13 protein-coding genes and 6 tRNA genes are annotated in these 10239 nt (G+C 71.3%); 11 read left to right on the forward strand and 8 right to left on the reverse strand.

Translation table 11 applies throughout. The features are described from left to right. The first annotated feature begins 164 nt into the window (after positions 1 to 164). The 4 genes from ACWC1K_RS44180 (at position 165) to ACWC1K_RS44195 (ending at position 2942) form a co-directional block, all read left to right on the forward strand. Complete coding sequence (locus ACWC1K_RS44180; RefSeq protein ID WP_344405710.1) at positions 165 to 440, forward strand: hypothetical protein; 276 nt, start codon at positions 165 to 167, stop codon at positions 438 to 440. Positions 441 to 638: 198 nt separating this feature from the next. Continuing rightward, positions 639 to 833, forward strand: a complete 195-nt coding sequence (locus tag ACWC1K_RS44185) for a hypothetical protein (protein ID WP_450839171.1) — start codon at positions 639 to 641, stop codon at positions 831 to 833. A 790-nt stretch (positions 834 to 1623) separates the two neighbouring features. After that, entirely contained in the window at positions 1624 to 2559 is a 936-nt protein-coding gene (locus ACWC1K_RS44190; RefSeq protein ID WP_450839172.1) for a phosphotransferase family protein, read from the forward strand. Positions 2560 to 2639: 80 nt separating this feature from the next. Then, complete coding sequence (locus ACWC1K_RS44195) at positions 2640 to 2942, forward strand: TFIIB-type zinc ribbon-containing protein (protein ID WP_450762913.1); 303 nt, start codon at positions 2640 to 2642, stop codon at positions 2940 to 2942. A gap of 49 nt (positions 2943 to 2991) precedes the next feature. Here the strand turns inward: ACWC1K_RS44195 and ACWC1K_RS44200 are convergent. The 5 genes from ACWC1K_RS44200 to ACWC1K_RS44220 all read right to left on the reverse strand — a co-directional run bounded on the left by ACWC1K_RS44200 (position 2992) and on the right by ACWC1K_RS44220 (position 3462). Further along, positions 2992 to 3066 (reverse strand) — tRNA-Val (locus ACWC1K_RS44200). A gap of 29 nt (positions 3067 to 3095) precedes the next feature. Then, positions 3096 to 3167, reverse strand: a tRNA-Val gene (locus ACWC1K_RS44205). A 36-nt stretch (positions 3168 to 3203) separates the two neighbouring features. After that, positions 3204 to 3275, reverse strand: a tRNA-Val gene (locus ACWC1K_RS44210). Position 3276: 1 nt separating this feature from the next. Continuing rightward, positions 3277 to 3350: transfer RNA gene (locus tag ACWC1K_RS44215), tRNA-Cys, on the reverse strand. Between the two features lie 39 nt (positions 3351 to 3389). Next, positions 3390 to 3462, reverse strand: a tRNA-Gly gene (locus tag ACWC1K_RS44220). Positions 3463 to 3640: 178 nt separating this feature from the next. On the opposite strand from ACWC1K_RS44220, the gene ACWC1K_RS44225 reads away from it, so the two are divergent. From ACWC1K_RS44225 to ACWC1K_RS44235, 3 genes are read left to right on the forward strand one after another with little or no spacing between them, the layout of a single operon-like run. Then, the gene (locus ACWC1K_RS44225) at positions 3641 to 4687 is read left to right on the forward strand and encodes a chorismate-binding protein (RefSeq protein WP_450839173.1); all 1047 of its coding nucleotides are present in this window, start codon (positions 3641 to 3643) and stop codon (positions 4685 to 4687) included. Continuing rightward, positions 4684 to 5505 (forward strand): aminotransferase class IV, encoded by an 822-nt coding sequence (locus ACWC1K_RS44230; RefSeq protein ID WP_450839175.1) that lies wholly within the window; start codon positions 4684 to 4686, stop codon positions 5503 to 5505. Before ACWC1K_RS44225 ends, ACWC1K_RS44230 begins: the two co-directional genes overlap by 4 nt. Positions 5506 to 5559: 54 nt before the next feature. After that, positions 5560 to 6384, forward strand: a complete 825-nt coding sequence (locus ACWC1K_RS44235; RefSeq protein ID WP_450839176.1) for a GNAT family N-acetyltransferase — start codon at positions 5560 to 5562, stop codon at positions 6382 to 6384. Positions 6385 to 6574: 190 nt separating this feature from the next. Here ACWC1K_RS44235 and ACWC1K_RS44240 read toward each other — a convergent pair whose 3' ends face one another. Beyond that, complete coding sequence (locus ACWC1K_RS44240) at positions 6575 to 7099, reverse strand: DsbA family protein (RefSeq protein WP_450839178.1); 525 nt, start codon at positions 7097 to 7099, stop codon at positions 6575 to 6577. 233 nt (positions 7100 to 7332) lie between these two features. On the opposite strand from ACWC1K_RS44240, the gene ACWC1K_RS44245 reads away from it, so the two are divergent. Beyond that, a complete protein-coding gene (locus ACWC1K_RS44245; RefSeq protein ID WP_450839179.1) occupies positions 7333 to 7776 on the forward strand; it encodes a hypothetical protein in 444 nt (147 codons plus the stop codon). A 154-nt stretch (positions 7777 to 7930) separates the two neighbouring features. Further along, positions 7931 to 8083, forward strand: a complete 153-nt coding sequence (locus tag ACWC1K_RS44250; protein WP_180292031.1) for a hypothetical protein — start codon at positions 7931 to 7933, stop codon at positions 8081 to 8083. 76 nt (positions 8084 to 8159) lie between these two features. Here ACWC1K_RS44250 and ACWC1K_RS44255 read toward each other — a convergent pair whose 3' ends face one another. Both ACWC1K_RS44255 and ACWC1K_RS44260 read right to left on the reverse strand, forming a co-directional pair. Continuing rightward, a complete protein-coding gene (locus ACWC1K_RS44255; RefSeq protein ID WP_450839181.1) occupies positions 8160 to 8720 on the reverse strand; it encodes a CGNR zinc finger domain-containing protein in 561 nt (186 codons plus the stop codon). Between the two features lie 242 nt (positions 8721 to 8962). Beyond that, entirely contained in the window at positions 8963 to 9376 is a 414-nt protein-coding gene (locus ACWC1K_RS44260) for an SsgA family sporulation/cell division regulator (RefSeq protein ID WP_004002642.1), read from the reverse strand. A gap of 201 nt (positions 9377 to 9577) precedes the next feature. Here ACWC1K_RS44260 and ACWC1K_RS44265 point away from each other — a divergent pair, with 201 nt between their 5' ends. Both ACWC1K_RS44265 and ACWC1K_RS44270 read left to right on the forward strand, forming a co-directional pair. Beyond that, positions 9578 to 10042, forward strand: a complete 465-nt coding sequence (locus tag ACWC1K_RS44265) for a TIGR02611 family protein (protein WP_450839182.1) — start codon at positions 9578 to 9580, stop codon at positions 10040 to 10042. A gap of 88 nt (positions 10043 to 10130) precedes the next feature. Next, positions 10131 to 10202: transfer RNA gene (locus ACWC1K_RS44270), tRNA-Val, on the forward strand. The last annotated feature ends 37 nt before the right edge of the window (positions 10203 to 10239 follow it).

Here is a 10239-nt window from a genome sequence, read left to right on the forward strand (position 1 = left end):
CTTACGTTTCCACGGCCGCCCGCGCGCAGAGGCCGCGCCCTCTCGCCCAGATCGATTGTCAGTGCCGGGTGGGAGACTTGAAGGGTGGTCAGGGACCGGTCGAGCAGGCGGACTTCACGGGTCCGGTGACCTCAACCACCCGTCGACGAAGGGGGATTGAACACGTGAAGGGTGATCGCGTGGAAATAGTCGTGGACGCGGGGGACACGACCCGCACCTACGAGGTGGTGGCCAGCAGGGCGGGCCGCCGGGTGGAGACGGCGGTACGCCGAGGTGTCGTGGAAGTGAGCGAAGTCACCCGCAACGGCTCCGTGGTCCGCACGGCCCGCTTCATGGCGAACCGGGTGCTGGCCCTGGTCGAGCAGCCCATCCCCAGGGAGGACGGCTCGGAAAAGGCCGGGCACACCGGGCGCCCCCTCCGGGAAGACCCTGAGACCTAGGACCTCGTCTCCACCCAGGGGAGTACGCCCCAGCTCACGGCTCATCCTCCGGGAGGCCCGGCAATCGGTACGAGGGCATGACGTGCGGCGAGCGCCGGACGCCTAGATTTGAGGTCAAGCGGCGGGTGCAGCACTCGTCCCCCGAGGTCAGACACCCGCCGCTGCCAACGACAACTGAGAACGGTCAGGAGAGGGACCATGGCCCTAACGGCACCGCGGACACTGATCCGCACCCAGGAGCGCACCGCACTCCACCGCCGCACGGGCCGCCGCCACCCCCTGGTGGCGACGCTCATGGTCCTCCCCCTGGCGGCCCTGCTCTTCTTCGTCTTCGACGGCTGGGAGACAGTGGCCACACAGGCGTCGTCCGTGGGCGTGATGCTGGGGCGCTGAGCGGCGACCCCAGGCCCGGAAGAGCGGTCCGGGCGGGGACATCCACCCATGAAACCCCGTGGGGACGGGGGTGCGGCGGACGGCAAAAATGCCGGCGCAGCTGGGGAGCTGCGCCGGCATTGCTTTTTCCCCTCCCCGACCACCCAGCCTTTCGAGAGCCGATGCGCCGCCGATGACGAGTGGCCACCCCGCCCCCCACAGGGGCGCACTCTCAGGCGCCGGTCAGGCACCTCCAGCCCGTCCGGCGTTCGAGGAGGAGGCCGTTCAGGCCGACAGGGGTCCGGGGCGGAGCCCCGAAACGGGGCGCTGGGGCGGAGCCCCGCGAGAGGTTCTTGGGATGCGGTGCCCCGGGGGTTCAGGGGCGGAGTCCGGCGGTGGGTCGGACAGGTCCGTGGAGCCGGGAGCTGGCCCGTGACTCGGGGTGCTGGGGCGGAGCCCCGGGAGGGGTGCAGGGGACGCAGTCCCCGCCGGGGTTCAGGGGCGGAGCCCCGGGAGGGGGCCGGGGTTCGGGGTGGAGCTCTGGTAGGGGTGCAGGGGACGCAGTCCCCGCCGGGGTGCCGGGGGAGCCCCTGATAGGGATGCAGGGGACGCAGTCCCCGCCCGGGTTCAGGGGCGGAGCCCCGGGTGGGGTCGAAGGGGCGGCAGCCCCTGGGGACGGGACGGGTAGGGGCGGCGGGGGCGCATCCCTCAGCGGCCCCACCACGGACGGCCCCGCCACTGTCGGGTGCCATACCCACCCCCACCACCCCGCCGTACCCTCGCGAAGAGACCCACCGCCCCAGGGAGCCCCGTGACCACCCCCTTGCTCACCGAACTGACCACCCGAGCCAAGGCCCAGGCCCACTCCCGCACGGACACCTGCCCCTGCGGCGCAGCCACCCTCGCCGACCGCCCCGACGCCACCGTCGTCCGCCACGCGGACACGGTCGCCAAGGCCCACGCCCCGAACACCCCCCGCGCCGACCTCACCCCCCGCCTCACCGCCGCCACCCACCTCCCCGGCATCCTCCTGCCCCCAGTCAGCCCGACCCCCGTCGACCTGCACGGCCGCCTCGTCACGTTCTGGCCCTACGGCACACCCGTGGACCCGGACACCCCCGACGCCGCCCCCTGGGAGCCCGCAGCCACCCTCCTCGCCCGCCTCCACCGCACCCCCGTCCCCACCCCCCTCCCGCCCATGCGAGGCCCCGCCAAGGCCGCCCGAGCCATCGCCCGGCTCAGGGCGACAGCCGCCGCCCACCCCGCCACCGCACCGGTCCTGCAGGCCTGGGACACCCTCCCGGCCTGGGCCCGAGCCGAAGCCCCCATGCCGGACACCACCACCCTGTGCCACGGCGACCTCCACCTCGGCCAGCTCGTCCGTCACCCCGCCCCCGACGGCCCGTGGCTGCTCATCGACGTCGACGACCTCGGCACCGGCGTCCCGGCCTGGGACCTGGCCCGCCCGGCCGCCTGGTACGCCTGTGGCCTCCTCCCACCGGACGAGTGGACCCGCTTCCTCACCGCCTACCGCACGGCCGGCGGCCCGGCCGTCCCCGCCGACGGCGACCCCTGGCCCGCCCTGGACGTTCCGGCCCGCGCCCTCACGGTGCAGACGGCCGCCCGCGCGACAGCCAAGGCGGCAGCGGAGAACCGCCCCCTGGACGAGGTCGAACTGTCCATGATCGACGCATGTGCCCGAATGGCTTCGCTCCCGCCGGAGTTGGTCCCGGGATTCGCGAAGTAGGGTGCAACCGACCGCAGCCTGACAGAGTCTGTCCTGGCGAAACGCGAAGCAGGACCGACCGGCGAGGAGTTGAGCCGACCATGCAGTGTCCGAAGTGCCATGCGCCGATGCACACGTACAACCGCAACGGTGTCCAGATCGAGCAGTGCAGCGGCTGCCGCGGGATCTTTCTCGACTACGGCGAGCTGGAGGCGCTGACCCGCCTGGAGTCCCAGTGGTCCCAGCCCGCGCCGCCGCCCCCGCCCGCCCCGCAGGCCTACCCGGCCCCGCCCGCGCCCGCCTGGGGCGCCCAGCACGGCGGCCACGGAGGCGGCCACTACGGTGGCCACCACGGCGGTCACCACCGCCACAAGAGCTTCGGCCACATGCTGTTCTCCAGCTGACGGCACACGACGAAGCCCCCGGCCGTACGAGACGGCCGGGGGCTTCGGCTGGTGCGCGATACTGGGATTGAACCAGTGACCTCTTCCGTGTCAGGGAAGCGCTCTCCCGCTGAGCTAATCGCGCAGGTGAACCTGCATGTGATGCGTACTGCGTGCGCGATACTGGGATTGAACCAGTGACCTCTTCCGTGTCAGGGAAGCGCTCTCCCGCTGAGCTAATCGCGCGGGTATGGATCTCGCCGTACGTGCTGGAAGATCCAGTGGACGATACTGGGATTGAACCAGTGACCTCTTCCGTGTCAGGGAAGCGCTCTCCCGCTGAGCTAATCGTCCTTGGAGGTGGAGACGGGATTTGAACCCGTGTAGACGGCTTTGCAGGCCGTTGCCTCGCCTCTCGGCCACTCCACCAGGAGTGCAGGGGCTCGGGAAGATCCCCTGTTTCCATCGAGCGGACGACGAGGCTCGAACTCGCGACCTCAACCTTGGCAAGGTTGCGCTCTACCAACTGAGCTACGTCCGCTTGTCGTTTCGATCCGCTCTCGCGGCCCGGCGACGAGTTGAACTCTAGCGGATTCCCGGGCCAGCACAAAAACGCGTTTGCGCAGCGTGCTGCGCTGCGCCTGCTGGCGTACGTGGTCAGGGCCCCCGAAGGGACATGCCCGGACCACCTTCACGACACCCGCCCTAGACTCGACTGCGTGCTCGACCTCCCTCCTCTCGCCCGCTTCGGTGACCGCGTCGCCACCGGACTCCTCGACGTCACCAGCGATCCCGCGGCCCTCGACTCCACCGGTTTCTGGGCCGTCGTGGCGGACTTCGAGGGCCGCCTGACCTGCGCCCGCTTCCGGGACGTACGAGTGGAGCCCGTGCCCGCCCCGGTGCCGGGGAAGTGGCGGGGACCGGCCGCCGGTGACTGGACGTCCTCCCTCGACCGCGGGGCGTACACGGCGGGTGTGCGCCGGATCCGCGAGCACATAGCGGCCGGCGAGGTCTATCAGGCGAACCTCTGCCGGGTGCTCTCCGCGCCCGTCGCGCCCGACGCCGACGTGGACGCCCTGACCGCGCTGCTGGCCCGCGGCAACCCGGCACCGTATGCAGGAACGATCCGGCTGCCCGCCCACGGGGTCGAGATAGCCACGGCCTCGCCCGAGCTCTTCCTGCGGCGCGGCGGCCGTGTCGTGGAGTCCGGGCCGATCAAGGGCACCGGACGTACCGAGGCGGACCTGCTGGAGAAGGACTACGCCGAGAACGTGATGATCGTGGACCTGGTCCGCAACGACGTCGGGCGTGTCTGCGCCACCGGCAGCGTGAGCGTCCCCGATCTGTGCGCCGTCGAGAAGCATCCGGGGCTCGTCCATCTCGTGTCGACGGTCCGCGGCGAGCTGTGCGCGGAAGCCGGCTGGCCCGAACTGCTCGACGCGGCCTTCCCGCCCGGATCCGTCACCGGTGCGCCCAAGTCCAGCGCCCTGCGGATCATCGAAGCCCTGGAGACGGCGCCCCGCGGCCCGTACTGCGGCGGCATCGGCTGGGTCGACGCGGACCAGGCGGCCGGCGAGCTGGCGGTCGGCATCCGCACCTTCTGGATCGACCGGGCCGAGGGCGTCCTGCGCTTCGGTACCGGCGCGGGCATCACCTGGGGCTCCGACCCGGAGGCGGAGTGGCGGGAGACCGAGCTGAAGGCGGCCCGACTGCTCGCGGTAGCGTCGGGGACGTACGAGGTGAGTGGAGAGGGACTACAGACGTGAAGATCTGGCTCGACGGCGGGCTGCAGGACATCGAGTCCGCCCGTGTCTCCGTCTTCGACCACGGGCTGACCGTGGGCGACGGCATCTTCGAGACGGTGAAGGCGACGGACGGGAAGCCGTTCGCGCTCACCCGGCACCTCGACCGGCTGACCCGCTCGGCGCGCGGGCTCGGCCTGCCCGACCCCGACCACGACGAGGTCCGCCGCGCCTGCGCCGCCGTCCTCGAGGCCAACCCGATGCCGCTCGGCCGGCTGCGCATCACCTACACCGGCGGCCACGGCCCGCTCGGCTCCGACCGCGGTGAGCACGGCCCGACCCTCGTCGTCGCCCTGGGCGAGACCACCCGCCGCCCCGACTCCACCGCGGTGATCACGGTCCCGTGGACCCGCAACGAACGCGGCGCCCTCACCGGCCTGAAGACGACCTCGTACGCCGAGAACGTCGTCGCCCTCGCCCGCGCCCACCAACACGGCGCCTCGGAAGCCCTGTTCGCGAACACCGTCGGCCAACTCTGCGAGGGCACAGGCTCGAACGTCTTCGTCGTCCTCGACGGCGAGATCCACACCCCGCCGGTCGCCTCCGGATGCCTCGCGGGCATCACGCGCGCGCTCGCCGTCGAGTGGACCGGCGCCAAGGAGACCGACCTGCCGCTCGACGTCCTGGAGCGCGCGGACGAGGTCTTCCTCACCTCCACCCTGCGCGACGTCCAGGCCGTGCACCGCGTCGACGACCGCGAACTGCCGCGCACCCCGGGCCCGGTGACCGCCAAGGCCATGCGGATCTTCGACGAGCGGTCCGGGAACGACCTGGATCCGTGAGAGCCCGGGAAAACAGGCTGCCAAGGGGCGGGTCAGGCGGGTAGAACACCCCTGATGACCACGACCCTGCGGCCGACCGAGCCGCTTCAGTGTGCCGAGGACGGGACACGTTCACGTCGCTACCAGGTGTGCGTGAACAGCCGGCCCGTCGGTACGGTCCACCTCGGCACCCTGCCCCAGTTCGGTGACTTCATGGCCCGCATCCTCGATCTGCGCATCGAGGAGCCTGACCGCCGCCGGGGCCGGGGCACGGTGGCCGCGCTCGCCGCGGAGGAGGTAGCGCGCGGCTGGGGATGCCGGCAGATCGAGGCACTGGTGCCCGCCGACGCCGAGGCGGCGCTGCGGCTCGTAGCAGCGCTCGGTTATGTCCACCGCAACCGCGGCATGGAGAAGCGGCTCGGCGACACACCGCCGCGGCTGCCGGCCGGCAGCCGCGGCCGTCCCATGACCGAGGCCGAGTTCGAGGCATGGCTCGCGGCTGAGATCGACGGGTACGCGCGCGTGTGGATCGAGCGGGGCGTGCCCGAGTCCGAGGCGTACGAGATGTCGCGGCGCGCCCACGCGATGCTGCTGCCCCGGGGGCTCGCCACCGAGGACATGCGGGTCAGCGTGCTGGAGCACGACCGGACCCGGGTGGGCACCCTCTGGGTGGCGCTGCCCGACGACGAGGCCTACGTCTACGACGTCGAGGCCGACACCGCCCACCGCGGACAGGGACACGGCCGCACGCTGATGCACCTGGCGGAGACTCAGGCGATCGACGCCGGCCGACGCGTCCTCGGCCTCAACGTGTTCGCCGGCAACACCCCGGCCGAGCGGCTCTACGAGTCACTCGGCTACCGGACGACGCAGTACGTCCTGTACAAGCCGCTGCTCTGAGCGGTCGGCCGAGGACCGCCGAACCTCGGCAACGCTCCCGAAGGGGCACGGGGCTGTGCCCGATATGCGGCTCCGCCGTGATGGGGGTCCCCCCGCTCGAGCGAAGCCGAGAGTGGGGGAGCGACCAGCCACGACGGCTCCGCAGACCACGCCGCATGGCCCCGCATCCCGCGGAGCGCCCGGGCGCCGGTCAGGCGCCCTGCCCGGCCAGCAGCCGGTCCACGATCTCCTCGATCCGCTCCCGCAGCCCCTCCTGGCTCTTGCCGCCGTCCAGGCGCTGACCGTCGACGACGTACGTCGGGGTGCCGGTCACGCCGATCGCCTTGCCCTCGGCCTGGTCGGCGTCGACGATCAGGATGTGCCGGCCGTCGATCAGCGCGGTGTCGAACTCCTCGGCGTCCAGACCGAGTTCGGCGGCCACCTCGACCAGGAAGGGTTCTCCCTTACGGCCCAGCTCCTCGACCCGCGCCAGCACGGCCTCGGCGTAGGCCCAGCCCTTGCCCTGTTCGAGGGCTTCCTCGGCGGCCTGTGCGGCGGCGAAGGCGTGCTTGTTCTTCTCCAGCGGGAAGTGCCGCAGCCGCAGCTCCAGCCGGTCGCCGTAGCGGGCGCGCAGGGCACGCAGATCGTCGAGGGCGCTACGGCAGTCCGGGCACTGGAGGTCGCACCAGACGTCGAGGACGGGCGCGGCGGGAGGCACGGGGGAGGAGTCGCTCATGCCGCCAGTCTCCCAGCCCGGACGCGGTCGACCCAATCGGACCCCGGCCTCGGTGACCTGCGCCCGGGACCCTGATCCACACCCGGGGGAGTGCCCCGGACCGGCACCTTCGGAGGAGCCGACCCGGAGATGTCCCTGATGTCCGCCCGGACCATGGCCGCACGAGGTCCGGGCGGTGCAGGATGGAAGGGACGAAGTGCCCCTGCCCGATCGAGCCCTGCCTGGAGGACCGGATGATTGCCGAGACCGTCTGTTCCGCCGTGTCCGCGGCCGGCCTGGGCATCGCGGTGGTCACGGCCTACCGCAAGCGCTTCCTCAAGGCCGCCCGCATCGCCGCCTACTCACTCGTCCCCATCGGCCTGGTGATGACCGGCACCGTGCAGTGGCTGGCGGACACCGCCTTCAGTCCGACGGCCTGGGCGGGCTTCGGCGTGCTCGGCGCCGCCTGGCTGCTGTTCTCCACCACGCGCGCGGTGGAGCGCCGCCGGGGTGGCACCCGCAAGGAGCGCAGGGAAGCCAGGGCCGCGGGGCAGCGCGAAGCGGTCGCTCCGACGGCTTCCGCGCCTTCCCTGGGCCCGGGGGCCCGGCAGGCGACCCGGCCCGCGAGCGCACCCCGCACCGAGTCGGCGGACGACTTCAGCGACATCGAGGCCATCCTGAAGAAGCACGGCATATGACCCGCGCATGACGACTGAAACGACACAGTGGATCAAGGCTGTGACGTGAAGTGATCACGACCGGAACCGGACTTCACGGGATCCGGCGAACTGCCGGTCATTCCGCGCGTGTTGAGCGCACCGGACGTGCGGAATGCGCCATCATCGCCGCGAGATGCTGGACACGGAACACGGCGATACCGCGCCGCCGAAGGACGAGCCGCGCGGATGCCTCTTCGCCCTTTCCCAGCCACCGCTAATGATCTTCCTTGCGGTGATCGGGTGTCTGCTGCTCATGGCGTCGTTGCACGACCTGCTGATGCTGTGAGCCGTACCCGTGGTCCCCGGCGACACCCGCGGGGGACCACGTCGACATCCCAGTCCGGACAGGCCCTGGACTTTGCCTAGCCCGCCGCCTCCTTGCGCCGTGCCCGGTACGCGGCCACGTGCAGGCGGTTTCCGCAGGTACGGCTGTCGCAGTAGCGGCGCGAGCGGTTCCGGGAGAGGTCCACGAAGGCACGCCGGCAGTCGGGGGCCTCGCAGCGGCGCAGCCGCTCCTGCTCACCGGCCACCACGAAGAAGGCCAGCGCCATCCCGCAGTCGGCCGCGAGATGGTCGGCGACGGAGGCGCCGGGCGCGAAGTAGTGCACATGCCAGTCGTAGCCGTCGTGGTCCGTGAGGCGCGGAGTGGTGCCCGCGGCGGCGACCAGCTCGTTGATCACGCCGGCGGCGGTCCGGGCATCGCGCGCCGCGAAGACCGAGGCGAACCGGCCGCGGATCTTGCGCACGGCCGAGAGGTCGAACTCCGAGAGAGTCCCCACATCGCTGATGTCGTGGTTTCGTACGAAATCCTCGAGAGCTGCGACGTCGGGCAGTCCGTCCGGTGCCGCGTTGTCCTCCGGTGCGGTGTTCACCAGATCCACCACGGTGTCGAGCGCGCACCGGGTGTCGTGGGTGATCAGCACGTTTCGCTCCCTGGCCTGGGGGGTCGGGCGGACGCCCGCCTCATGCTGGCCGATGTTAGTGGCTTGCCGCCCGGCTGCGGGCGGTCGTGCCGGCAGGCACCTTCCCCCTGCCCCGCCGCACACACCGGCGCCGCCCCACGACTGGATCGCGGCGGCGGCGCTGATGCGTACCGTATGCAGTTGTTCTGGCCCGAGCCGTCTCCCCGAGTCGACGGCGCCGGGCGGCTTCGTGCTGCCTCGCCCTAGCTCTCCGCCAGGATGTGCGAGAGCTCCTGGTCGAGATCGAAATGCCGGTGTTCCGTGCCGGGAGGCACGGCGGCGTCGGTTCGCTTCAGGAAGGACTCCAGTGCCCGCGCCGGGGCTTCCAGCAGGGCCTCGCCCTCCGGGGAGCTCAGCGCGATGCACACGACCCCCTGACCGTGACTGCGCGACGGCCAGACACGGACGTCGCCGGTGCCGGTGGGCCGGTGCAGCCCCTCCGCGAGGAGGTCGCGGGCGAACACCCACTCGACGGTCTCCTCGGCTCCGGTGTGGAAGGTGGCGTGCACGGCGTAGGGGTCGGCCGTGTCGTACCGCAGGCCTGCGGGGACAGGCAGGGAGGACTCGCTCGACACAACGAGGCGCAGGTGCAGCTCGCAGCTGACCGTGGTGTTCATAAGCGCCAGGGCCTTTCGCTCAGTGTGCGCTCGGGGATTCGCACGTCGGCGAAATCGACATGCCACCTACGGTGCCGTTGTAAACCCCTCTGAGTGTTTTGCGTGCCTTTACGTAACTCTTCCGGCCCATGGGTCGTTCGTGAGGTACGGCCATTCCGGTGACTGGTTTCCGCTCGGTAAAGTAAGGTAAAGTTTGGCCGTATGAATACGGGGAGTAACCGGACCGAGGGACTGCCGGGCGAGGCCATCGTGGCATCGGACGAGACGAGGTCGGACGGGGCGCAGGACGAGCACGGCCTCGGCTCCAGGGCGCCGGCGTTCATCAAGAGGCGTCGCGCCCTGCATCTGAGCTGGCAGGTCGGGGTCTTCGTCGTCGGTCTCGCGGTCGTGGGCGCCGGCATCGTCATGCTGCCGCTGCCCGGGCCCGGCTGGGTGGTGATCTTCGGCGGCATGGCCATCTGGGCGACCGAGTTCGTCTGGGCCCAGCTGGTGCTCCGCTGGACGAAGCGCAAGGTCACCGAGGCGGCCCAGCGAGCCCTCGATCCCAAGGTGCGGCGCCGCAACATCACGCTGACGGCGATCGGTCTCGTGATCGTGGGCGTGCTCGTCGGGATCTATGTGTGGAAGTTCGGCGTCGTGATGCCCTGGAAGATCAAGGACCAGTGATCCGCGCGGGCGCCGCGAGCGCCGGCGGGCGCCGCTTCGTGCTGGTCACAGGCACCCCCTGACATGGGGTAATGTTCTTCCTGCGTCCGGGCGATTAGCTCAGTGGGAGAGCGCTTCGTTCACACCGAAGAGGTCACTGGTTCGAACCCAGTATCGCCCACCCGGATCGGCGGGCCCCCGAGGGAGGCACAACCGCC

It is taken from the genome of Streptomyces sp. NPDC001492 (genome assembly GCF_053597275.1).

Excerpts from the sequence above, each read along its gene's own strand:
- ACWC1K_RS44245 (WP_450839179.1), top strand. The coding sequence starts at position 7,333 with ATGATTGCCGAGACCGTCTGTTCCGCCGTGTCCGCGGCCGGCCTGGGC.
- ACWC1K_RS44195 (WP_450762913.1), top strand. The coding sequence starts at position 2,640 with ATGCAGTGTCCGAAGTGCCATGCGCCGATGCACACGTACAACCGCAAC.
- ACWC1K_RS44240 (WP_450839178.1), bottom strand. The coding sequence starts at position 7,099 with ATGAGCGACTCCTCCCCCGTGCCTCCCGCCGCGCCCGTCCTCGACGTC.
- ACWC1K_RS44265 (WP_450839182.1), top strand. The coding sequence starts at position 9,578 with ATGAATACGGGGAGTAACCGGACCGAGGGACTGCCGGGCGAGGCCATC.
- ACWC1K_RS44185 (WP_450839171.1), top strand. The coding sequence starts at position 639 with ATGGCCCTAACGGCACCGCGGACACTGATCCGCACCCAGGAGCGCACC.
- ACWC1K_RS44235 (WP_450839176.1), top strand. The coding sequence starts at position 5,560 with ATGACCACGACCCTGCGGCCGACCGAGCCGCTTCAGTGTGCCGAGGAC.
- ACWC1K_RS44260 (WP_004002642.1), bottom strand. The coding sequence starts at position 9,376 with ATGAACACCACGGTCAGCTGCGAGCTGCACCTGCGCCTCGTTGTGTCG.
- ACWC1K_RS44250 (WP_180292031.1), top strand. The coding sequence starts at position 7,931 with ATGCTGGACACGGAACACGGCGATACCGCGCCGCCGAAGGACGAGCCG.